Below are 21,953 nucleotides of genomic sequence, written 5' to 3'. Positions count from 1 at the left end.
AGGCGAGAGCCTTACGCCGCCCTTCGATATGCCTTGAAGAACCCATCGACCCACGCTAGTTCGCTCGCCACCATGGGCGCAATCATCGGCGGCAAAGCGTCGGCAATGAATAACTCGCGTTTCCGGAGATCTAAGATCGCTGGCGTGCAATCAGCGAAGTCGCCAACGCATAGATTTTGCTTCATCAAATAGAGCCCGCATCCTGCCACGTTTTTCGGAAGACTGAGACTCTGCGACGTCCAGAGATGAACCATTAGTCGATGGTTTCCCCTGATGCAGCCGAATGCCGGGTCCAATTTGACGGTAAGAAATCCCTCCGGACTTGAAACGGACGATGAAGGGCAGTCAAAAAAGCTCTGAACGTTTTGCTTCTTCAACCACTTGTCGAGCGATTGTAGCGCGGCGAGATTGTGCTTTTTCTCGACGAGCCTATCGATGGCTTGGATAGGCTTTGCGCAATCCTCTAAGCTATTACCCTTGACGGTGAGTCCTCTGGCAGCCTCTTTCAGCATCCAGTAAAAATCGTAGCCGCCGGGCTCTAAATATCGAGCGTACGCTACAGCCTTTTGCGGTGTGCTCTTCGACAGGATTTTAAGAAACGCATTCAACGAAACGGTCGGCATCGGACCTCCGAATCAGAAAGCAGCTCAACTCCTCTAGCTGGCTGATTCGCAGGTGATTTGACAAGAGCCCTTCGGTGGGCGTCCCCACTAAAAGTCTTAACGATCGAACCGGCAGGCGTCCCCACCGGCTCGACCGCCGGACCACGTCGACTAAGCGTCCCTAGTCTCGGTGGTCACTTTTGCCAAACCTGGCACGTCGCATCTCGCGAATGCTTCGGTGCGGCAAATTTCTGAAAACTCCGCATAAGCGCGATGACCCAGCAACCGCCGCAGCCGGCGGGCGTAAAGCCGTCGCGTCTCACGTTCGATGCGCAGAGCGCGCAGCAACGCTCGGTTATCGTCACTCATCGCTACGCTCTGGCCAGCGCCAGGCCACGAATTCAACCTCGGCCTGGTCGGCCTCATCAAACTCAGGATCTAGCAATCTATTTTCTGGCACGTCCTCGCGCTCTCGTGGTTGCGATTGCTTGGGCGTGCTCATCCGACACCCGATCGTGCCGCGAGCAGGTCAGCCTCGAAGTCGAAAACGATCTGACGAATTTCGTCGGTCACGCGAAATCGCCACCCACGACGAACTCGTTCGTGACAATGACGCCGAAGTCTCCGCCCGATCGCTTTGTCACAAGGATAGAGCCGCCCTGATATTGCGAGGACAGCGCAGTTTTGCCGGACTTGTTCGACGCGTTATTCGCCGCAACCAACGTGACAGTACCGGTGCTGTACTGAAGGAAGCCGGCGGAAAATCCAGAGTGAAGGTCGGGCGGAACGGTCACCGTGACGTTTGCTGTGTCATCGCACCGAAACAGCTTCCCGATATCTTCGCTCTTGAGGGTAAAACTGCCTGTGAAGGGGACAACTTGGACTCGGCCTGTGCTGTAATCGTAGCTCATACTACGACTGCCCAAGTGCGCGAGCGAGATCGGTCGGAAGCGGCGTCTTGGCCGGCGCAGCCTGGCGCGGATCCGGCGAGGGCGTGATTTTCACGTCGATGGCAGGCTGAAGTGCTTCGTTGACTTGGCGCGCGGCGGAATCGGAGTTGAGAGTCTTGACCATGGGCTTGGCTCCTGTGGGGTTACGATTGGTTGATGAGGCGTTCGACATCGGCGGCAAGATGCCGCTGATCCTGCACGCGCTCATTGAGGAAACCGTCGAGCGCGATGTTGTTCGGAAGCTCGCCGAGTTCGCCGTAGGTTTGGGCCATGGCATTGGTGACGTTCACAAGCAGAGTGGCTGCGTCGCGTTCGGCTTCCAGCGCTGCGGTCATGCCGGGGTGCGCCAGTTCGATTGCATGCGTGCGCGCCACGTTGACCGTCTGCGCATCTGCGCCGACCAGTTCGGGTGCTTCAAGGATGGTGGTCAGAAAGAGCGGCGACATGGTCTGGATCAGGCCGCGCAATTCCTGATTGGACTTGCCGGCGAGGCGGGCGCGTGCCTGGCTCCGGAGCGCGGCGCCGGCCGAGTCGGTCGGTTCGATCTCCGGCAGCTTCATCGCGGCACGCTTTTCTTCGATACACTCGGCGAGGCGGCGGGCGATCATCTTGATCTTTATCACCTCCCATGCACGCGAACCGATGATGTCACGCGACTGCTTGGTCTTGCCGGCGGGGCTGAGATCCTTGTTGTCGCGGACGGCCGCAACGGACGCCCTGGTCACGTCGTCCAAGGTGCGATGCAGTTCGATCGTGCTCACCAGCGCGTTCCGGATCGCTGCGTTCGAGATCGCCGCGGCGGCCTGCTCGATGTGACGGAAATAGGGTTGGTTCATTGGGTGTCCTGAATGTTGAGGGTCACGCGGCGACGCTTGCGCGCGGCGTTGCGGCGGATTGGAAGCTGGCTAGGAAGGTGGGGACGTGCATCCCCCAGCGGCCGGCGATCTTTTTCGCGCCAGGCACGCGGCCTTGGTCGAGCATGTACCAAGTCGTCTCTTTTGAACGGCCGAGATACTTGCCGATATCTGCAGCGCCCCAAACGAAGTCGTTCGGCGCAGCGATGGAATTTGGGGTTTCGGTTTTCACGCGAGGCTCCAGACGGAGGCTCGCAAGGCATAAAAAAGCCGGAAGCGAGCCATGGTGGCTTCGTGCTCCCGGCAGCATCTCGCTGTCGTCAAGAACCGCTACAGCATCCCGCTGCTGGTTCCGTAGAGAGGTGTAATCAAACCCGACAATACTCGGTAAAGCTTAATCGAACGTTACCTAACCGAAGTTGCCCTCGGCTGCGGCCAACTCCGCAGAATCGTCGGCACGCGGAAACAGATGGCCGTATCTATCGGCCGTCATCGTGATGCTGGAATGACCCATGCGGTCCTGCACCTCCTTGAGATTCAATCCCAAACCGACCGGCGGGCGATTGATGCACCAACTTGCGAAATAGTGACGGAGCGCGTGGGTGCCGGAATACTTCGCCTGCAGCACCGGCTTTCCGTCGTCATCGTGGGCGGGAGCGCCTTGCTCGTCCACAACGGGCGCCGTCACGCCAGCCGCAATCATGGTCGGGATTACTCCGCGTTTGACGATGTTCGAATGATTCTCGATGTTGCCCGAGCCGTTGGGAAAAACGTAGAGCAGCTCCCGAATCGGTTCGCCGCGCTCGTCGCGTCGACCAGTGTTGCGGCGAGGGCAGGTTAATTTCCATTCTCGGAGGGTGGCTAGTGTTTTCGGGGGGACCGGTATTGTCCGCTCGCCGGCTTCCGACTTCGGCCGGCCGATCTCGTTGAATGCATCCGCACGCTGGCGCACGTGAAGTTTGGCTTTCTTGAAATCGATGTCTTCCCAACGGAGGCCGCGCAGTTCCGACGCCCGCAACCCACAACGAATTGCTACGAGCATCAGCGGTCGCCAACGCCCGTCAACAGCTTTGAGGATCGAATCGATTTCTTCCGGGGTTGGAATATCCACACCGACTTTAAGCTTTCCCTTCGCACGGCGCTCCGCCTGGCGCTCCTTGCCACGCTTGCGGCCGGCCCGAAGGCTACGGACGACGTTCTGGCCGACTTGCCCGCGTTCTTGAGCATCGGCGAGCAGGGCGCCCAAGTCTCCTGTTACGCGCTTCACCATATCGGTCGACCGTGGCTCGGCTTCGGCCTGTCCGGGCGCCGGAGCGCCTTTGCGAAGCTTGTCCTGCCAATCGCGGACGATTGCGATGGTGAGGGCAGACAGCTTTATGCCGCCAAGGTAAGGGCTGATGTGGTCCCGGAAATGCTGCTCGTAACCATCGCGGGTTGTCCGTTCCAGATCTCCGCACGCATCAAGCCAGTTGCGGCCGGCCTCCGCGATCGTGATGCTTTTCGAGTGGGGGACATGCACGCCCTTGGCAACGTCGACCCGAACCTGTGCATGGAACGCGTCCGCATCCTTTTTGCGCTGGAAGAACTTTAGGTGCCTGCGACGCTTGCCGCGGCTGTCGAGTTCTGGAGTGCTGTATTGGACTACATAGGCTTGTCGGGTTTCGCCGGTTTTGGTGATCCACGTATGAGTTCGAACCGACATGCTGCGCCCCGTCGTAGGAATTCGGGCCGAAGTTTACAGCAGGCGCAGCAAAGGCGCAATATACGGCAAAATTATCTAGCTGTTTCAACGTATGACATCGGATTTCGATTCCGAGGGTCGGAGGTTCGAATCCTTCCGAGCGCGCCATTTTGTCGGTTGTTCAGCCTTCAGGTCTGACCGCTCAATCCGCAAGTCAAAGGAACGGGTTCCGCCGCAGCCTCACGCGCGAGCCAGAGCAGGCATTGCGCAGTGTGGTTGTGATCAGTGCGCGGAAGACCGCCTTGCCGGGCCCGTGCCAGCGTGTCCGAGGGCGCTTCATGGAAGGTCGCGCGGTACGCTGCGGCAAACTCACCGAGGTGATGAAAGCCCTGCGCGCGCGCGCACGAGGCGACTGACGCGCCACCGCTCCTGAGGAGCTGCGTGCGGGTGGCCCATAGTCGCTTCAGGCGAATGTACTGATGCAGGCTCATGCCGCGCACCTTGGCTACTGCACCGCCGAGGGTCCGGATCGAGACGCCGAACTCACCGGCGAGATCTGCCGTATAGATCGGGGCGGTCGGATAGGCTGCGACGTAATCGTCGATCCGCTGCACGAGCCTGGCAGATCGCGCGCCTGCATTCGGGGCGTTACGCTCCGACAACGGATTCGTTCGAAACAGGTCATCGAAGGCGAGCAGCAGGCCCTCCTGGAGATGGGCGGCGGCTTCCGTGGTCTCGAACATGTGCGGTGCGACCGATGCGGTCCTGAGGATGTCTTGCACAAGCTGGCGCGCGTAGAGATGAGCGGCGGAGTCAGCGATGCGAACCCACAATGCGTCGGCGCGGTCGAACCAGCCGCGATCCCTGAGCGCGGGCGAGAACATGATCAGCGCGTGATGATTGATCTGGGGCTCGACGAAGTGGCAGTCATGGTTGCCGCGCAAGGCAATGAAGAAGCGTGAGTCGAGATCCATTCCGCTCGAGCTGGCGCGCAGATCGTCGCTCATCGGCAGGATCACCATGCCGCCGGGCGCGCGGTAGGCAGTGTCAAGGATGCGTGCAAACGATCTCGCGACGATGATCCTGCATGCCGGCAGGTTCACGATCGCCCGCGCGGCTGCGAAATTGGCGACGTCGAGCGGAATGCTGCGGGCGTCCTCCAGCGACTCAGCCGGTCGAAACGCGTCGACATCGGTAAACCGGGTCAGCTGGAGTGCGGAAGAGGGGGCGAGAGCGTCGAAGAACATGCGTCCGGCCAGATGCTGCAATGTGAAAATAAAATGAACGTCAGTACATGGCCATCAATGGCGAAACACGACGATTCAGTAAACAGGATTCAGCGCCGTAATATTGCGGACATCATGCCACCAAGGGCTGTTAGATTGATGTCACCGTCAACGGTCTCGGCTCATGGGCTGACCGGTGGCGAGGTCAATGAAATGGAGCCTCGTGCAGGCAGGGCAGGCGAAGGGCTCGAAGCTTCGCCCCTCGCGTCCCTGCCGCTTCACGAGATGGGTTTGCACGTTCATGCCCGTCTGCGGGCACTGGAAAACAATCAAATCGGCCATCGGCACAGAATGGCCGCACGGCAAATTTCATCTTTGATCTGGATCAGTTTTGGAATTGCCTCTGTGTAGCCGCGAGCGTGCATCGACAATCGATGGTTTCGCAAAAGCGAAGGGGCCCTCAAGGGGCCCCTTCAAAATCACCAGCGACGATAGCGTGGCCCGTAGTAGCGGGGGCCATAGTAGCGCGGCCCATACCCATAATATCGGGGTCCGTAAAAGGGCGCCGGCGCGCCGTAGTAGCCGTAATAGTTCGGCCGCCAGAAACAGCGTCCCCAGGCGTCGCAGACCATACGGACCTGCTCGACGTCCGAGACCTGCGGCGCCGCGGGTGCAGGCCCGATGGGCATGGCGGACGCCGCCGGCGATGCCATGAGGGCACCGAAAAGGGACGCGGCGACGAGGCCAATCTTTGGATTCATGATGTCTTCCTCTGCTTACGCGATGCAGGATATCGAAGTTGTTCTGATCAAATTGTGGCGGACCCGAAATGTAATGCTGATGAACAAATCTTCAGCCGCTCCACCGCAGGCTTGACCTCGACTCCGCAAGAATAATTGGGCGCTCGTGTGTCGACCAATGCTTCGCTCGCGCTTCGACTGTCTCGCGGGACCTCGCTGATATTCTTGATTTTGCTTAATTCGCCGGTGCGGCTTCCTCGGTAGTCTTGTCGTCGTGTGCGACGGACAGGCGCTCATCCTGGAAAATCCCGGCGATGAGATGCTTCCAAACCTTCACACCAGGCGGCGCAGGGCGCTTCCCGGGCGAGGTCGGCAAGGACCTCGTCAAGTTGCCGGTCTATGCGATCGAGAAGCAGGTGCTGCTGTCGGGGGCCATCGGTGAGGCCGCGCGTCGCAAGACGCCGCGGCGGCGCCCCTCAGTAGCAGGGATGCCGCCGGCCATCTTGGCCGACATAGGCGGCCGCGCTCTGGTAGCAGTGATTGGTCGACGGGCCGTCATAGAAGGCGAAGGTGCCGGAGGTGATGCCCGGGCCGTAATTGTGCAGATAGCTGATCGGGTAGGGCAGCGGGTTGGCGTAATAACGGTGGTGCCGGTGATGTCCCCGTGCCTCCGCAAGGCCAGGGGCTAGGATTGCGGCCGACAGGGCAGCAACCGCGGCTACAAGCTTCAACTTGCTCATCTCGATTCTCCGGAACCCGCGCGAATATGTCTGTCATCTATAGCCATTTCGGGTCGCCGGGGCACCCGTCCGGGACCCAGAAATCGGGGCAAACCCCGCAGATTCCCGGGTGGGTGTGACAGAATTGCCGGAACTGCGTTCGAACCCTGCCCATTTTTGGCCTTTTCGGGATGCTTAACGAATTCCCCACACAAGTATGGCCAAAGAGAATTCGCTTTAAAATTCCCCGCCGGCCCCGGGGTTGTCCTTGGGATGCTCTTCGAGGCCGGTTCATTCCTGCAAGGTTTTCGTCGTCACGCTGCCATGCGCATCACGCTCCTTAGCCTGCTGTTGCTCCTCGTCGCTGCTGCCACGCCAGCGCGCGCCGAGCTGCACATCACGCGCGACCATGGCGGCTACGTCGAGGAGTACAAGGTCAAGTACAAGCGTGTCCGCGACAAGGGCGAGCGCGTCATCATCGACGGCATCTGCAACTCGGCCTGCACGCTGGTGCTCGGCATCGTGCCGATGAACAAGATCTGCGTGACGCCGCGCGCGAGCCTCGGCTTCCACCAGGCCTATTACGACAAGGCCTTCACCTTCGGCATCAAGGTCACGAGCTCGGAGGGGACGTCGGACCTGATGTCGTACTATCCCGATACGGTGAAGGACTGGATCCGCCGCAATGGCGGGCTCACCACCGACATGAAGAAGATCAAGAACGGGGTGGATCTCTGGAAGATCATTGATCCCTGTCCGGAAGAATGGTGATCGGCTGATCTGAGCCGTCGTCTTCCTCGCAGCGCAGCATCCGAAATTCGCATTGCCGCACCGCCCCCGCTCGGGCAATGAGGGCGGCAATGAATCATAATCAAGATCATTTGGCCGCGCGGGCGGCGCCGGTGCTGTTCGTGCTGCTCTGGAGCACCGGCTTCATCGGCACCAAATACGTCATCAACAACGCCGATCCCTTGACCTATCTCGCCATCCGCATGGCGGTGGTGGTCGGCCTGATGACCATCATCGCAGGCATTGCCCGCCCGAAATGGCCTGACCGCATCGGCATCGCGCACAGCGCAGTCGCCGGCATTCTCGTTCACGGCTTCTATCTCGGCGGCACTGCGATTGCGATCGCGCATTCAATCCCGGCGGGACTTTCCGCGCTCATTCCGGGCCTGCAGCCGATCCTGACCTCGACTATCGCCAACCGCTGGCTCGGCGAGAAGGTGACGCCGGTGCAATGGGGCGGTTTGCTGCTCGGTCTCGGCGGCGTGGCGCTGATCCTGCACAACCGCCCCATGACCGGCGAGGCCGGGCTCGGCTGGCTCGCCTCGATCGTCTCGCTGATCAGCATCACGCTAGGCACGCTCTATCAGCGCCGCTACTGCAATCACATCGACTGGCGCGCCGGCAATCTCGTCCAGTATGTGGCCGTCACGATCTTCTTTACGGTCGGCGCGTTCCTGTTCGAGGACCGTGTCGTGCACTGGACGCGGGAGTTCGTGCTAGCGCTCGGCTGGCTTGCGGTCGCGCTCTCGATCGGGTCGATCGGGCTGTTGTATTGGTTGATCCGCCATGCCGCGGCGACCTCGGTTGCGAGCCTGTTCTATCTGGTGCCCGCGGTCACCGCGCTAATGGCCTATCTGCTGTTCGGCGAGAAGCTCGATGCGCTCGCAATCGCCGGCATGGCGATGTGCGCGGCCGCGGTATTCGTGGTCAACCGGCGCTTCGGCGCGTAGGCCCCTCTGCCGGAATACATCCCTGACGTGCGGGCCGTGTTCGTGCTAGGCTTGCCGCATTTCAGTTTCCCTTTCACGCGGTGATTTCCATGAAGAAGGCGAAGCGTGCACTGCTCGGCAGGTCCCCGAAGCCGGTTCGGATTGCTTGCATCAACTACGCCAGGGAGTCGATCAAGGACCGCGACATGAGCCGGCTCACCGCGGCACTCCAGAGGTGTTACGACAAGCATTTCCTGCCGGTGTGGGGCTATCCGGTCGACCTCTACGTCACGCGCAAGCCGAAGGCCACCGACTGGCAACTGGTCTATTTCGACGATGCCTTGCACAAGAACATGCTCGGGCGCCATGAGCTGACCCATCGCGGCCAGCCGATTTCGAAGATCTTCGTCAAGGCACTGGGCGAGGAGCCGATCAGTGTGGCGGCTTCGCACGAGCTGTTCGAAATGGTGCTCGACCCCATGGCCAATCTCTGGGCCGACAAGAATCCGAACACCCAATATGCCTATGAGGTCTGCGACGCGGTGGAGGAGGACTCCTTCGACGTCGACGGCTTACCGATGTCGAACTTCGTCTATCCGTCCTGGTTCGAGCCATTCAAGCATCCCCGCGGCACCAAGTTCGACCACAAGGGAACGCTGAAGGCGCCGTTCTCGATGACCGAAGGTGGCTACGTCATCAAGAAGGTCAACGGGAGGAAGGTGATCAAGGCGTTCGGCTCACCCGCGAAGCGGCGGCGCTTCAACGCCGAAGACCGGCGCGGTCATCGCAGCGAGTTTCGCGATCCGAAGGGCGTTCACCATCCGGGCCGCCGCAAGTCCAAGCGTTGAGGTGGGGTAACTTGGCGAGGACTCTCCGGGCGCGCGCGCACCCGGAGACTTGCTCTCAAGCGGCGATCAGCGCTTCGCCTTCTTGGCCTTTTTCTTCTTGGCAGCCTTCTTCGCGGTCTTCTTGGCCGTTTTCTTGGCGGCCTTCTTCACGGACTTCTTGGCCGTCTTCTTCGACGACTTCTTGGCGGCTTTTTTAGCCTTCTTCTTGGAAGCCTTCTTTGCCTTTTTCGGCGCGACTTTCTTCGCGACCTTCTTGGCGGCCTTCTTCACCTTCTTCACAGCGGTAACGGCGGCGTCCTTGGTCGCTTCCACGGCGCTGGTGATCGTCTCCATCGCCTGCTCGGTGATCGGCTTATCGTCGTCCATATCGTGTCCCCCACGGTTTGCATGGAGCGATGACGATAGCGGGTTTCATAATTGTGTCAAAGCAACGCTCAACCTTTGCGGATCTTTGCATAAGCGGCGAGCGCGCGCTCGCGTCCTTTGGCATGATCGAGGATCGGTTGCGGATAGGTCTTGCCGAGCGCGACACCAACACTCGCAAGCTCGATCGGCGTCGCCTGCCACGGCTGATGGATCAGTATCGTGGACATCGGCTGGGGCGCGGTGGTGACCGCGGTCTCGTCGACCGCGGGTCTGTTGGTGGCGGATCGTGTGACCGGATAGGGCCCTTTACTTGGGCTGCGGCACGATCCGGATGTAGGGCTTCGGTTCCTTCCAGCCCTGCGGGTAGATCGTCTTGGCCTCATCGTTGGAAACCGAGCCCGCGATGATGACGTCATCGCCCTGCGACCAGTCAGCCGGCGTCGCGACGCGATGCTTGGCGGTGAGCTGGAGCGAGTCGATCACGCGCAGGATTTCCTGGAAGTTCCGGCCGGTGGTCATCGGATAGACCAGCACCAGCTTGATCTTCTTATCCGGCCCGATGATGAAGACGTTGCGGACGGTCTGGTTGTCCGCCGGCGTGCGGGTGAGGGGATCGCCCGAGGTCGAGGCCGGCAGCATGCCGTAGAGTTTCGAGACGTTGAAATCGGTGTCGCCGATCATCGGGTAGTTCGGGGCGGCGCCCTGGGTCTCCCTGATGTCCTCCGACCACTTCGAGTGGCGATCGACCGGGTCGACCGAGAGGCCCATCAGCTTGACGCCGCGCTTGTCGAACTCCGGCTTCAATTTGGCGAGAGCGCCGAGCTCGGTCGTGCAAACCGGCGTGAAGTCCTTCGGGTGCGAGAACAGCAGCGCCCAGCTGTTGCCGATCCAGTCGTGGAACTTGATCTTCCCTTCGGTGGTCTCGGCTTCGAAATCAGGGGCGGTGGTGCCAATCGGAAGTGTCATGGTTCTACCTCATCGCATTGAATTTGCTTGAGAATTACTGTCTGGCCGTCATCATCAGTATAGGGCCTCACCGACCCCAAGTGAACGTCAACTGAACCGGTTGAAGTAAAATGTGAATTCCTTCTCTGAAGGGCCGATTTCCTAGCACTTTTCTGTTACGGGGTCGCCTGCGGCGAAACATCCCCGCCGGGCCTTCACGGTCTCGATTGCCGCGATAAAGCCGTTTATGACCCGCATCACGCTCGCCCGACGCTCTCCGGAACCGAAACGGTCCTCTTAGCGACTAATCGGCAACCATTGAGAAAAGTCGCGATCCCCATATCGAATCATTAACCACCCCTTTACGCCCGCATGAAAATGCTGGTCGATCAGAAGAAATCTGGAAGTGAACTATGTCCGCCGCACTGCCCAAGTCCGCTCAAATGTCCGTTGAGTCTCCGTCCCTCGAACCGTCCTGCTGCGATACCGCGGCCCATGCGCTCTCCATCGTGCGCGACGGCGTGATCACGGGCGAAGGCCCCACCACCAAGGGCCGGGTGCACTTTTCCCGCTCGCTCGATGCCGATGACACCGCCTGGTGCACCCGGATCCTGACCGCCACCGCGGTCAACGATCAGCCGGTGAGCCGCGCCGAAGCCGAGGCGCTGTTCGAGATCAACGAGGCCGCGACCGAGCGCACCGATGGTGGCCGGTTCGACGATCTGCTTGCCAAGGCCGTGGCCCATTACGCCGCGAGCGCCTCCGGCGTGAAGGTGCCGCCGCGCAACGTCGCGCTGGCGCAGGAGATCGAGAGCTGGGCGCCGTCTTATGCGTCCAGGGTCAATAGCGAGATGCTGGAGTGGATTGCCGGCCAGATGCGCGGCAAGCGCCACAACAACCGTCGCCTGATGGCGATGGTGGCGACCTTCCTGGGCGCCACCGCGCTGCCTCTGGCGGGCCAACTGCCGAACGTGTTCGACATTGGCATGTGATTTTCGCAGCTCTTCATGAGGGCGAGTAAAAGCGGCGGGGTTATTTCCCCGCCGTTTTTTGTTTGCCGGCGTCCGGCTCGAGGCCCAGCGTGCGGCCGGGGAAACCGGCGGCATCGAAATAACGCTGGCTGCCGACGCGCTGGACGTTGAGCACGGTCTCGAGACCGTTCTCGGACTTCTTCTTCGACTTCTCCACGGCCTTGAACGCCTTCGGCACGATGCCGTTGGGAAGTGCCTCCGACATCACGCGGCCAACCAGGCCGCCATTCTCCGCGCCGCGCAGGCCGAGCAGCTGAGCCGCAGTCATGCCGACGTCGGCATTGCTGACCGGCAGCTCGTCGACGAAGCCGGCTTTGAAGTCCGGTCCGATCGCAGCCATGAAGTTGTAGGTGTCGCCGCGGCTGAAGCTGCCGTGCATGCCCTGGCCCTGGCGCAGCACGGTGTCGGCCACTTGGACCGAGCAGTTGGTCGGTGCGTCGCCGCATTCGCTGGCATAGGAGCGGAAGTTGACCACGATCGCGGGCGTCGGCGTTGCGGCCTTGCCGCGCAGATTGACGCTCGACAGCGGCAGGGTGCCGGGGAAGCGGCCGAGCCGATCGTCGACGAACAGGCCGGAGACGTAGTCCTGCTCCATCAGGGCCTTGATGGTCTTGGCCACCAGCTTCTTGTCCCTGTTCGGCAGGTAGATCAGGTCCGAGCCGCCATTGGTGGCGACGACGAGGTCGGGCTTGGTCGGGTCCTTGCCGAGTACGCCGTTGCCGGCCTTCGGGTGGGCGTTGCCGGTGACGGCCGCGTTCTTGTCGTTGGGGTCGAACAGCGGCAGGTCGAGCGCCTTAGCCAGATCGAGGGCGAGGAAGCCCATCGGCAAGAAGTCCTTCGGCGTGTCGTCATAGCTGACCTTGGCCGAGGGGCTGGTCTTGCTCTCCTTGGAGATGGTCGAGAAGCCGTGGTCGGCCTGGATCATGATGTTGGTGCTGGCGGCAAGGCCGAGCTCGTCCAGCGCCCTGCGGAGCTGGGCGAGGTTGTTGTCGACGTTCTTGATGCTCGCCATCGTGCTCGGGCCGTTGATGCCCGGCAGGATCTGGTTGAGGCTGTCGCCCTGGTTATGCTGGGTGCCGTCGGGATCGCGCGACCAGAACACCAGCACGAATGGCTTGTTGCGCGCCTTGAACATCGGCAGCACCACCTTGGTGGCGACGTCGGCGAAATAGGCCTGCTGTACGATGTTGGCCGTGGTGGTGCCGGGCGTCTTGGCGTCGCCCGCCTTGCCGTTGTCGCCGCGGCTGGGCGTGGTGAGCGCGAGACCGGCCTTGGTCAGCGCATCCTTCATCTCGTCCGACAGTGCCACGCCGGCCTTGCTGCCGGTGGCGTCGTCGATGACGATCGAGTGCTTGCCCGGCTTCTCCGGATGGTCGGTGTGGTCCCACTGATAGGTCGGACCGACCTTGCCGATCGCGGCGGTGCTCAGGCCCTTGTCGCGGGCCATCTTCAACACGGTTTCTTCGTTGAGATAGTCGCCCTTGAAATGCTCGTCGACGTCACCGATCACGGCGTCGTTCTCGATGAAGGGGACCACGGTGTCGCCGGCCGGACCTGAGGTGTAGTTGGTCCAGATCGTGTTGGAGAACACGCCGGTGTCGCCGAGGTAATGGCCGGTCGACATCGCCGAGCCATTGGCCATGGTGAAAGTCGGGAACAGCGAATGCGAGTTCTTGAAGTTGACGCCCTTGTCGCGGACCTCAGCCATCGCCGGCGCGGTCTCGGGGCTGATCTTCAGCGCGCGCAGCCCGTCGGGGATGAACAGGATCAGGTTGCGGGGCGTGTTATTCTGGGCGGAGGCAAATCCGGTGGACAGCACTGTCAGTCCGGCTGACAGCAACACCAGTGAACGGCGCATCAAAATCTCCTAGCGGTGAGGCGGCTTGGCCGCCGAACCGCGGCCCCCGGCAATCGTTTAGTTTTGCTGTATGACGGTTTTGTTACAAGAGCGAGCGTGCATGCAGAAGTGACCGGGAGGTGGCCGGACATCCACGGATTCGTCATTGCTGGGTGGGGAAGGGGGCTCTCGTGTCCCGGACGCGCTGCAGCGTGCAACGCTGCTGCGCAGAGCCGGGACTCAGCAGGCCGCGCACTCGCCGCCAAATGGGCCCCGGCTCTGCAGCGCACCGCCGAAGAGGCGCTGCGCTGCGTCCGGGGCACGGGATCGCTGTCCGCAAGCACACATTCTCGCAGACACACCTTCGCATCCTCGCGGCTTGTTCGCCCGAGCTTTGCTTCGTCGCCTCGCCCTCCATTGAAAGAGGGCGCAGGGAAGGCCGGGAGCCGGCTGGCTCCCATTGACCGCTATGCCATGAGTAGATTGCGCTACACTGCACAGCGGGTAACAGGGCAGCCGGAGGCATCCCGGCCTTCCCTGCGCGGATGGTTGGAACGGCTTATGTCGTGCTCTCCCCGGGGAGCGATGCACTATTGCCCCCGTCGTCTCGCGGATGACTGATACGGAGGCCCGGTTGGGCCACACGCATCACCACGAGGCTTGGCGCACAGACTCCGGGCGCCAGGACCACACGATTTCGCCGTACCCAGATCACACCGGTCGTGCGCGCGACGCTTTTGCTCACGGTTGCCCGCCCTGCAAAACCCTTCGCGCCGATGTGACCCGCGTCCACCGCCGCCCGGCCCGCGTTCGTGACGATCGCGATACGCCCCTCTTTCCTGGGCCGGAGTGAGTAGCTTCTAACAAAATTCCGAATTCGAATAAAGAGAAATATTTTGTCGCAATATTCTTGACCCGGGCTTTGGTGCTTCGCCCGACGGGTGGCACAAGGGATTGTGGCCGGGACGGTCATTCCGGCACGGTCGTCACTTGAGGATTTTGTGCGAGCGCCTGTACCGGCTTGACCTCTGCCGGGTTGGCTCTGCTCCCGATCGGATCGCGCCGCGGCGAAAGCGGGGCTGCCTTGAGCGCATAGACGATCGCGATCTGGGTCCGGTTATGGAGGCGGTATTTGCGCATGATGTTGCCGATATGCGCCCGCACCGTGTTCTCCGAGATCTTGAGCTCGTAGGCGATGTTCTTGTTCTGCAGTCCGCGTGCGATGAGCATCATCAGCTCGCGCTCGCGCGGCGTCGGCGTAATCAAATCCTTCGAATCCAAGCTCATGACTTGCTCCTCCCTGGCCTCTGGTTTGATGTCGTGGCCAATCCGGCATGATCTCATTCCGTCTTGAGCGCCTCGATTGGACTGAGCTTGGACGCCTTGTGTGCAGGATAGAAACCGAAGATGAGGCCGGTCGCGATTGAAAAGGCGAGGGCCAGGGCAATCGCTTCGCCGTCGATGGAGGTGATCCAGCCGGCCATGCGCGCGACCGTCATCGACAGCGTGACGCCGCCGAGCACGCCGACGGCGCCGCCGAGCAGGCAGAGCACGAGCGCTTCGCAGAGAAACTGGAGGCGGATGTCCCGCATCCGCCCGCCGAGCGCGCGGCGGATCCCGATTTCGCGGGTGCGCTCGGTCACCGACACGATCATGACGTTCATGATGCTGATGCCGCCGACGAGCAGTGAGACCGAGGCGATGGCGACGAGCAGGAGCGCCACGGTGCGGATCGCTCCCTGCTGCGCTTCCATGGCGGCGGCCGGATCCTGGACCTTGAAGTCGTCCTCCTGACCGGCCGGGACGTGATGCCGCTGCCGCAGCAGGCTTTCGATTTCGGATCGCGCACCGGCCATCTGACCGTCGGCGGCCACCTTGGCAATGATGTAGGCGACCGAATCCCGGTTGATGTTGCTGGCGCTGCCGAGGAAGCGGAGCTTGGCCGTGGTGAGGGGGACGAAGGCGACGTCATCCTGCGCGGGGTCCTTGCGATCGAGCACGCCGACCACTTCGAGCGGGACCTTCATGATCCTGATCTGCGCGCCGATGGGATCGTCTCCGGGGGCGAACAGTTCTCTGGCAACCGTGCTTCCGAGGATCACGACTTTTCCCGCGGCGGCTTCCTCGGCGCTGGAGAAATAGCGACCGGACGCCAGCTGCCAGTCACGCACCATGAAGTGCCCGGTCGTCGTGCCGTTGATCGTCGTGTTCCAGTTCTTGCCCTCATGGATGACCTGCGCCGTTCCGGCGATCGAGCCGGCCGCCGCCTGGATCTCCGGGATCTGCTCGAGGATGGCCTGCACGTCGCTTTCGGTCATCGTCAGCTTGCTGCCGTCCTTGAGACGCACGCCGCCCTGGTAGACCGCGCCGGGCATGATCATCAGCACGTTGGCGCCGATCGAACGGATCTGCTCCTGGAGCCGCAACTGCGCGCCGGAGCCGATCGCGAAGACCGTCACGATCGAGGCGACGCCGATCACGATGCCGAGCATGGTCAGGAAGCTGCGCAGCGGGTTGAGGCGCAAGGCGTGCAGAGCGATCTGAAAGCCCTGAAGCATCGTCATGACGCAACGCTCCGTTTCGGTATCAACGGAATTTGCGTCTCGTCGCTGACGAGTTCGCCGTCATGCAGGCGGATGGTGCGCCGGCACCGGGTGGCGATGCTCGGATCGTGCGTGATCATCACGATGGTCTGGCCGGTCTGGTTGAGCGCGGCGAACAGCGCCAGGATCTCGGCGCCGGTGCGGCTGTCGAGCGCGCCGGTCGGTTCGTCTGCTAGGATGATCAGCGGAGATGCGATCAGCGCGCGCGCGATGGCGACGCGCTGCTGTTCGCCGCCCGACAATTGCCGCGGAAAGTGATGCGCCCGGTGCAGCATGCCGACGGCCTCCAGGCTCTGTTCGGCGCGGCTAAGGCGTTCCTTGTTGCCCACGCCGCAATAGACCAGCGGCAGGGCGACGTTCTCGATCGCGTTGTGGCGCGCCAACAGATTGTAGGACTGGAACACGAAACCGATGCTACGCGCGCGCAAGGTCGATCTGCGGTCTTCCGAGAGGTCGGCGACGTTGGCCCCCTCGAGATAGATCGCCCCCTCGCTCGGGAGGTCGAGCAATCCGATCATGTTCATCAGCGTGGACTTGCCGGAACCTGACGGCCCCATCACGGCGAGGATCTCGCCCTGATCGATGTCGAAGCTGACATTGCGCACGGCCGCGACCGCGATTCCGTCGGTGCGATACGTTCTACCAACGGATCGGAGGCTGATAAGGGGTAGGGGGGCTGTCATGATCCGAACCTGATGCCGAGAAATTCCATGCCGGCAGGCCGGATCGCCTGTCCGACGGCAACCTGGCTGCCCTCGACGAGCTCTCCACTCTTGAGCGCAACCTGTTCCGTACCCGCCGCGCCGACGGTCACGGGGACGCGCTGAAGCGCGCCGCTGGCGGTGCGGAGCCAAACGCCGCTGCGTCCGGGGGCTGTGTCCGCCCGCGCGCCCGAAGGCTGGAACCGCAGCGCGGCCAGCGGCACTTTCAACACGTTGTCCTGCTGCTCGATCACGATCTTGACCAGGGCAGTCATTCCCGGGAGCAGCGCTCCGTCGAGATTGGAGGTCGACAGGACGACCGTGTAAGTGACCACGTGCTGCTGGTTCTGCGGCGCCTTGCGCACCTGTCGCACCGCTGCTTCGAAACGGCGGTCGGGATAGGCATCGACTGTGAAGTGAGCGCGCTGACCGGGCGCGATGCGCCCGATATCGGCCTCGTCGACCTGCGCGTGGATCTCCATGTCCTCCAGGCGATGGGCGACCACGAAGGTCGTGCGGGATTCGAGGCCGACCGCGAGCGTTTGGCCTTCATTGACGAACCGGCCGACCACGACGCCGTCGATTGGCGAGCGGATCACGGTGCGGTCGAGGTCGGCTTGCGCCGCCGCAAGGACGGCCGCTTTCTCCGGCACGGCCATCCTGGCCTGGTCAAGCTCGGCCTCGATCCGGCGGACGTCGGCCTGCGCGCCGTCGACCGAATAGGCGTTGAGGGACATCATCACCTCGGCCTCGCGCTCCTGGGCCACGCGCGCGGTGAACTCCGTCTGCGCATCGTCGACGGTGGACGTTGCCACGACGTTTTGCGACTGAAGCGCCAGCTTGCGCTGCAGGGTCTTCTGCGCCGACGCCTTGACCGCCTGGGCGCTGTCGAGCTTGGCGACGAGCACGTCCCGGCTGCCCCTGGCGTTTTGCAGATCGATCCGGGCGCGATCGAGCTTGGCCCGCTCGATGTCGACCAGGGAGTCCGCGACCGCCAGCGCCGCCTTGGCCTCGTCGACCTTGGCCGCGAAGCTGCGGGGATCGATCAGCGCAAGCGGCTGGTCCTTGCTGACGGTGTCGTTGAAGTCGACATAGACGCGGGCGAGCTGCCCCGACAGTTGCGAGCCGACCTCGATCGTCTTGACGGGCTGCAGGGCGCCCGTGACGGTGACGGTCTGCTCGATACTGCCGCGCTGGATCGCGGCGTAGCGGAACAATGGGGCGTCCGATCCGAAGGTCGGGGGCTCGCGCTCGCCGGGCTTGAGGAACTGCCTCGTCGATTGATAGGCGCGGCTCACTCCGTCCGCAGCGTTCGCCGCTGCGCCCGCAACGACGTTTGGTGCCGCGCCGTAGATTGCGGCGAGCCCGCATGCAGTTCCGAACAAGGCAACAATTGGCACAAATCGCATATCAAAACCCGCCTTCTTAAAAATGATTGCGTTGGCGGACGAAGCTCAAATCGTGTAATGGTTGTATTCGCGCAATGGTTGTATTTCGTCAGATTCAATATCGGTGGCTTGGCAGTATGTCGCTGTTCTTAGTGCGACGGACGGGCGCGCTCCATGATCCAGAAGTAAAGTCCGCGGGGTGCGACCTTTCGTGATTGCGCGGAATGCATACCGGGCGTATTCAAAAGATGCGCGCGGTATCGAGACTCGACAGCTGACTGAACGTCCCGTCTGTTTTGCGGGCCGTTGGCGTTCACGTCGGCGCATGGATGGCGACGCCATGACGCAGTGGGCGATATCACGGCTGCAGCGCCGGACTGTCACATCCTTGACATGGTATCTCGCCGTGACGCCGCCTGTAGCGCTAACCGGTCCTTTCAATCACGAAGCCAGATATGTGAACGCCTTCACTCGTCACGACGGGCTGTTGGCCCTAAGACGTCAGAGCTGCGGACCGACGAGATTCGCCACGTCATCGCACATGCATTCAAGCGCCTTGTTATCGCTTGCAAGAACAATGGACGGCTCGTTGCTGGATCATCGAGCGTCGAGTCCGGGAGTCTGTTGCAATGAATACAAATCAAGCCACAGTTTATATTGTTGACGACGAAATCCAGATACGAAGCGCGATTGGAAGTCTCTGCGAGGAGACCGGACACCAGGTAAGATTGTTCGCCTCGACAGACGAGTTTCTCGGAGAGCGTCTTTCCGGCGGTCCCTCGTGTCTCGTGCTCGACGTCCGCTTCCCCGGCACGTCGCCCACCGGCCTCGAGCTGCAGCGCCGATTGGCCGAGACGGGCGTACCCATTCCGATCGTCTTCATCAGCGGCCATTCCGACGTCCGCGTCTCGGTCGAGGCCATGAAGCGCGGTGCAGTCGAGTTTCTGCCGAAACCCTTTCGCGAGCAGGAGATCCTCGACGCGATCAGGCACGGCATCGAGCGCGACCGCAAGCGAATTGAGCGCGAAAACGCCGTACGCGATGCAAGGCAGCGCGTCGAGACGCTGACGACCCGAGAGCGCGAGATCATGCTGTTGATGGCCGAGGGGCTCGTCGCCAAGCAGATCGCAGCAAGGCTTGGCGTGAGCGAGGTGACGGCGAAAGTTCATCGCGCCAGGATGATGCGCAAGATGGAATTGCGTTCGCCGATCGAAGTGGTGCGGCTGGTCGACAACATGGAGCGCGACGTGGCGGCGCGCACTGCTGCGGGACAATCGCACAATTAGCATTTCGAGCGGCGACTTGCCGCACGAGGTCTAGTCCTTACCGATTAGCATGAACTGCAGTCTGTCGCACCGAGCACGATCGGTTCAGAGTCAGCCTACGATGTCGACCTCCCCCAAGACGGCATTCGTAAAACTGGTTAGACAACTTGAACCGAAAGGGATACTCCATGCGCAAATTGCTCCTCGCTTCCGTTGCCGTGTTCGCTCTGTCCTCCGCGGCCCAGGCTGCCAACACCGCGACCACAGTGCAAGTTGGCCTCGTAAACGGCTCCACCGTGGACCAGCAGGGCCACGTGAATGACTCCTCGACCACGTCCCAGCTCGGCTTCCTGAACAGCGCAAGCACGATGCAGGGCACGACCTCTCCGTCGCTCAACAATGCCAGCTCGGTGACCCAGATTGGCGTCTTTGGCAACTCGGCCACCACCGGGCAGGTTGCCACCGGCAACAACACCAGCGGGATCAGCCAGTCCACGCTCTTCGGCCTCCCGCCGAACAACGCCGCCGCCGTTGGGCAGTTGGGCGGCGGACTCAACCTCAGCACCATCACGCAGCACTAAGCCAGCCTCGGTGTCGGCCCGGGCGCGTCCATCGAGCGGCGCGTCCGGGCGATACTCGACACGCCATGCTCGAAATGACCGCGATCAGATTGCCTGAACGGGGCCGTGGGTCGACGGCTGATATTTTTCAGAGGATATGACATGCGCACGAAATTTCTCATCACGACGGTCGTCACGCTGAGCGCGCTGATCGCTGTCGATGCCCAAGCCGCCAACTCGGTCAGCGTGTTGCAGTTTGGTGCGACAAATATCTCGTCCACAACGCAGACCGGCCCGGTGAACAATACCGCGACGACGCTGCAATTCGGGGCCTTCAACCAGGCATCGAGCGTGCAACTCGGTTCATTGTCTTCGGTCAATTCAGTGACGATTGGACAGGGCGGCACGACGGCCACCGCGACCAATATCGCTGCGGTTGGCCAAATCGGTGGCGCCAACACGAGCTTGATTGGCCAAATCGGTTTGAACAACGCCGCCGGGGTATCCCAGCTTGGCATTTTGAACGGCTCCACGATTCTGCAGCAGGCTCCGTGACCTGGGATCGTGTGGTGACTCGGCAGATATTGTGGAGGCATATGATGAACAGGCATCTTCTGGTCGTCGCGACGGCGGTTCTCGTCTCCTGTTTCACCGCGAACGGACCCGCGCGGGCGCAGGGCGCTGACATCAAAACGATCGTTTCGGTCAACGGGCCGCCCGTCGTCGTGAACCAGAGCAGCTCGCTCAACATGGTCGGCGTATTCCAGATTGGCGGCACGACCAGCGCGACCGTCACCCAGAACGGCAGCAACAACGCCACCGGCATTCTGCAATTCGGCGGGACGACATCGGCTTCGGTCGGCCAGGCGGGCATGAACAATTTTGCCTTTGTCGGCCAGGCCGGTCAGTCGGCGACGAGCCTCGTGTCGCAGCTCGGTGCCATGAATACGGGGGCGATCGCGCAATTCGGCGCGGTCAACTCGTCGACGGTGATCCAGACCAGTCCGTGAGCTGATGGGGCAAGGCGATGAGATACGGTCAAGGGCTCCTGGCATTGGCGGCGTTGCTCGTCGCCATCAGCATTGCGTCCGAGGCATCCGCGGGATCCAGGCCGTTGCGCGCCCTGGCTGGGCCCGGGTCCGCCTGGACCAACAGGAGCGTGAGCATCGAGACGGTCGTTGAATTCGGCAATAACCCGCAGCCGGTCACCATCGTGGAGAACAGCAGGATCAATATCGCGCGCGTGATCGAAATCGGGACGGGCACCGTCGATGCCACGATTGTCCAGAACGGGACGCGCAACTATGTCAATGTGATTCAGGTCGGCGACACGACCAACGCGTTGATCGGACAGTCGGGCGTCAGCAACATTGCCGACATCACCCAAGTCGGCACTTCGACCAATGCGCTCCTGCTGCAGATCGGCGACATGAACACGGGAGCCGTCAGGCAGTTCGGACGTTTCAACTGGCTGTCGATCTTTCAGTTCGGACGATGATCGAGACGAAGAGGCGTGACATGAAGTTCCTCCTGCTCGCATCCGGAATGACCCTCATGACCGCAATTGCGATGGCGCCGGCCGGCGCGGGCGAGAGCGGCGATGGCCATACCACCGTGGTCCAGGACGAAAACGGGACGGCGGTCATTACCCAAAGCGGCGATTCGGCGCAGGCCGAGGTCAAGATCGACAAGGAGCCGGGCCGCACCACGGTCTACCGCCGCAGCGGCGGCAACACTGCGATCGTGTCGCAGGGCAGCGGAAATGCGCAGGACATGCTGGACTGGCTGCGCAAGCAGCAGGGTCGCTGACGCGCCATTCCCGGGAATGAAGTTCCTGAAACCAGACCAAATCCCGGGCGTTCTGCCGCACCGGGTTCCCTGTTAATCCCGTGCCTTAACCAACAATTAATTATAGGTTT

General features: G+C 61.9%; 27 protein-coding genes and 2 pseudogenes. 12 read left to right on the top strand and 17 right to left on the bottom strand.

The features are described from left to right. Positions 1 to 11: 11 nt before the first annotated feature. The 7 genes from K3F49_RS00925 to K3F49_RS00895 all read right to left on the bottom strand — a co-directional run bounded on the left by K3F49_RS00925 (position 12) and on the right by K3F49_RS00895 (position 5,334). Positions 12 to 623, bottom strand: a complete 612-nt coding sequence (locus tag K3F49_RS00925; protein ID WP_234678913.1) for a hypothetical protein — start codon at positions 621 to 623, stop codon at positions 12 to 14. Positions 624 to 1,171: 548 nt separating this feature from the next. Beyond that, complete coding sequence (locus K3F49_RS00920; protein ID WP_234678912.1) at positions 1,172 to 1,513, bottom strand: hypothetical protein; 342 nt, start codon at positions 1,511 to 1,513, stop codon at positions 1,172 to 1,174. 1 nt (position 1,514) lies between these two features. Beyond that, a complete protein-coding gene (locus K3F49_RS00915; protein WP_234678911.1) occupies positions 1,515 to 1,676 on the bottom strand; it encodes a hypothetical protein in 162 nt (53 codons plus the stop codon). Positions 1,677 to 1,695: 19 nt separating this feature from the next. Continuing rightward, positions 1,696 to 2,313, bottom strand: coding sequence for a hypothetical protein (locus K3F49_RS00910; RefSeq protein WP_234678910.1), 618 nt, complete (start codon positions 2,311 to 2,313; stop codon positions 1,696 to 1,698). A 97-nt stretch (positions 2,314 to 2,410) separates the two neighbouring features. Beyond that, positions 2,411 to 2,638 carry a hypothetical protein gene (locus K3F49_RS00905; RefSeq protein WP_234678909.1) on the bottom strand — a complete coding sequence of 76 codons (228 nt, stop codon included), beginning with the start codon at positions 2,636 to 2,638 and terminating at the stop codon, positions 2,411 to 2,413. A gap of 177 nt (positions 2,639 to 2,815) precedes the next feature. Continuing rightward, the gene (locus K3F49_RS00900) at positions 2,816 to 4,108 is read right to left on the bottom strand and encodes a tyrosine-type recombinase/integrase (RefSeq protein WP_234678908.1); all 1,293 of its coding nucleotides are present in this window, start codon (positions 4,106 to 4,108) and stop codon (positions 2,816 to 2,818) included. A gap of 167 nt (positions 4,109 to 4,275) precedes the next feature. Continuing rightward, the gene (locus tag K3F49_RS00895; RefSeq protein ID WP_234678907.1) at positions 4,276 to 5,334 is read right to left on the bottom strand and encodes an AraC family transcriptional regulator; all 1,059 of its coding nucleotides are present in this window, start codon (positions 5,332 to 5,334) and stop codon (positions 4,276 to 4,278) included. 33 nt (positions 5,335 to 5,367) lie between these two features. On the opposite strand from K3F49_RS00895, the gene K3F49_RS00890 reads away from it, so the two are divergent. Beyond that, positions 5,368 to 5,724, top strand: a complete 357-nt coding sequence (locus K3F49_RS00890; RefSeq protein WP_234680606.1) for a hypothetical protein — start codon at positions 5,368 to 5,370, stop codon at positions 5,722 to 5,724. Between the two features lie 68 nt (positions 5,725 to 5,792). On the opposite strand, the gene K3F49_RS00885 is transcribed toward K3F49_RS00890, so the two are convergent. Beyond that, positions 5,793 to 6,074 carry a hypothetical protein gene (locus K3F49_RS00885; protein ID WP_234678906.1) on the bottom strand — a complete coding sequence of 94 codons (282 nt, stop codon included), beginning with the start codon at positions 6,072 to 6,074 and terminating at the stop codon, positions 5,793 to 5,795. 341 nt (positions 6,075 to 6,415) lie between these two features. Here K3F49_RS00885 and K3F49_RS39605 point away from each other — a divergent pair. Then, a pseudogene (locus K3F49_RS39605) lies at positions 6,416 to 6,487 on the top strand (host attachment protein); the annotation flags it as partial. Positions 6,488 to 6,529: 42 nt separating this feature from the next. Here the strand turns inward: K3F49_RS39605 and K3F49_RS00880 are convergent. After that, positions 6,530 to 6,793: a hypothetical protein gene (locus K3F49_RS00880; RefSeq protein WP_234678905.1), complete on the bottom strand. Its 264-nt coding sequence runs from the start codon at positions 6,791 to 6,793 to the stop codon at positions 6,530 to 6,532. A 303-nt stretch (positions 6,794 to 7,096) separates the two neighbouring features. Here K3F49_RS00880 and K3F49_RS00875 point away from each other — a divergent pair, with 303 nt between their 5' ends. The 3 genes from K3F49_RS00875 to K3F49_RS00865 all read left to right on the top strand — a co-directional run bounded on the left by K3F49_RS00875 (position 7,097) and on the right by K3F49_RS00865 (position 9,338). Then, positions 7,097 to 7,543, top strand: a complete 447-nt coding sequence (locus K3F49_RS00875; protein ID WP_200474139.1) for a hypothetical protein — start codon at positions 7,097 to 7,099, stop codon at positions 7,541 to 7,543. Between the two features lie 89 nt (positions 7,544 to 7,632). Next, on the top strand, positions 7,633 to 8,511 hold the full coding sequence (locus K3F49_RS00870) for a DMT family transporter (RefSeq protein WP_234678904.1): 879 nt from the start codon (positions 7,633 to 7,635) through the stop codon (positions 8,509 to 8,511). Between the two features lie 89 nt (positions 8,512 to 8,600). Beyond that, the gene (locus K3F49_RS00865; protein ID WP_234678903.1) at positions 8,601 to 9,338 is read left to right on the top strand and encodes a hypothetical protein; all 738 of its coding nucleotides are present in this window, start codon (positions 8,601 to 8,603) and stop codon (positions 9,336 to 9,338) included. A gap of 66 nt (positions 9,339 to 9,404) precedes the next feature. Here the strand turns inward: K3F49_RS00865 and K3F49_RS00860 are convergent, their stop codons facing one another. The 3 genes and pseudogenes from K3F49_RS00860 to K3F49_RS00850 all read right to left on the bottom strand — a co-directional run bounded on the left by K3F49_RS00860 (position 9,405) and on the right by K3F49_RS00850 (position 10,670). Beyond that, a complete protein-coding gene (locus tag K3F49_RS00860) occupies positions 9,405 to 9,704 on the bottom strand; it encodes a histone (protein ID WP_234678902.1) in 300 nt (99 codons plus the stop codon). Positions 9,705 to 9,772: 68 nt separating this feature from the next. Beyond that, positions 9,773 to 9,919: pseudogene (locus tag K3F49_RS00855) on the bottom strand (FAD-binding domain-containing protein); the annotation flags it as partial. A 91-nt stretch (positions 9,920 to 10,010) separates the two neighbouring features. Next, positions 10,011 to 10,670, bottom strand: coding sequence for a peroxiredoxin (locus tag K3F49_RS00850; RefSeq protein WP_234678901.1), 660 nt, complete (start codon positions 10,668 to 10,670; stop codon positions 10,011 to 10,013). Positions 10,671 to 11,062: 392 nt separating this feature from the next. On the opposite strand from K3F49_RS00850, the gene K3F49_RS00845 reads away from it, so the two are divergent. Further along, a complete protein-coding gene (locus tag K3F49_RS00845) occupies positions 11,063 to 11,641 on the top strand; it encodes a hypothetical protein (RefSeq protein WP_234678900.1) in 579 nt (192 codons plus the stop codon). A 40-nt stretch (positions 11,642 to 11,681) separates the two neighbouring features. On the opposite strand, the gene K3F49_RS00840 is transcribed toward K3F49_RS00845, so the two are convergent. The 5 genes from K3F49_RS00840 to K3F49_RS00820 form a co-directional block, all read right to left on the bottom strand. Then, on the bottom strand, positions 11,682 to 13,538 hold the full coding sequence (locus K3F49_RS00840) for an alkaline phosphatase family protein (RefSeq protein ID WP_234678899.1): 1,857 nt from the start codon (positions 13,536 to 13,538) through the stop codon (positions 11,682 to 11,684). A 948-nt stretch (positions 13,539 to 14,486) separates the two neighbouring features. Further along, the gene (locus tag K3F49_RS00835; RefSeq protein ID WP_234678898.1) at positions 14,487 to 14,804 is read right to left on the bottom strand and encodes a response regulator transcription factor; all 318 of its coding nucleotides are present in this window, start codon (positions 14,802 to 14,804) and stop codon (positions 14,487 to 14,489) included. Positions 14,805 to 14,857: 53 nt separating this feature from the next. Continuing rightward, on the bottom strand, positions 14,858 to 16,081 hold the full coding sequence (locus K3F49_RS00830; RefSeq protein WP_234678897.1) for an ABC transporter permease: 1,224 nt from the start codon (positions 16,079 to 16,081) through the stop codon (positions 14,858 to 14,860). Next, entirely contained in the window at positions 16,078 to 16,803 is a 726-nt protein-coding gene (locus K3F49_RS00825) for an ABC transporter ATP-binding protein (RefSeq protein WP_234678896.1), read from the bottom strand. Before K3F49_RS00825 ends, K3F49_RS00830 begins: the two co-directional genes overlap by 4 nt. Further along, positions 16,800 to 18,230 carry an efflux RND transporter periplasmic adaptor subunit gene (locus tag K3F49_RS00820; RefSeq protein WP_346657286.1) on the bottom strand — a complete coding sequence of 477 codons (1,431 nt, stop codon included), beginning with the start codon at positions 18,228 to 18,230 and terminating at the stop codon, positions 16,800 to 16,802. The genes K3F49_RS00825 and K3F49_RS00820 overlap by 4 nt, the downstream gene beginning before the upstream one ends. A 608-nt stretch (positions 18,231 to 18,838) precedes the next feature. Here K3F49_RS00820 and K3F49_RS00815 point away from each other — a divergent pair. From K3F49_RS00815 to K3F49_RS00790, 6 genes are all read left to right on the top strand, one after another. Further along, positions 18,839 to 19,495, top strand: a complete 657-nt coding sequence (locus K3F49_RS00815) for a response regulator transcription factor (protein ID WP_234678894.1) — start codon at positions 18,839 to 18,841, stop codon at positions 19,493 to 19,495. A gap of 167 nt (positions 19,496 to 19,662) precedes the next feature. Then, positions 19,663 to 20,055, top strand: coding sequence for a curlin subunit CsgB (locus K3F49_RS00810; RefSeq protein WP_234678893.1), 393 nt, complete (start codon positions 19,663 to 19,665; stop codon positions 20,053 to 20,055). A gap of 141 nt (positions 20,056 to 20,196) precedes the next feature. Beyond that, a complete protein-coding gene (locus tag K3F49_RS00805; RefSeq protein ID WP_234678892.1) occupies positions 20,197 to 20,589 on the top strand; it encodes a curlin in 393 nt (130 codons plus the stop codon). Positions 20,590 to 20,633: 44 nt separating this feature from the next. After that, positions 20,634 to 21,044, top strand: coding sequence for a curlin (locus K3F49_RS00800; RefSeq protein WP_234678891.1), 411 nt, complete (start codon positions 20,634 to 20,636; stop codon positions 21,042 to 21,044). 149 nt (positions 21,045 to 21,193) lie between these two features. Next, on the top strand, positions 21,194 to 21,532 hold the full coding sequence (locus tag K3F49_RS00795) for a curlin (protein WP_234678890.1): 339 nt from the start codon (positions 21,194 to 21,196) through the stop codon (positions 21,530 to 21,532). A gap of 20 nt (positions 21,533 to 21,552) precedes the next feature. Further along, entirely contained in the window at positions 21,553 to 21,843 is a 291-nt protein-coding gene (locus tag K3F49_RS00790; protein ID WP_234678889.1) for a hypothetical protein, read from the top strand. Positions 21,844 to 21,953: the final 110 nt, after the last annotated feature.

Source organism: Bradyrhizobium monzae (assembly GCF_021458635.1).
GTDB lineage: Bacteria > Pseudomonadota > Alphaproteobacteria > Rhizobiales > Xanthobacteraceae > Bradyrhizobium.
This window is presented reverse-complemented; position numbering and strand designations above follow the sequence as displayed.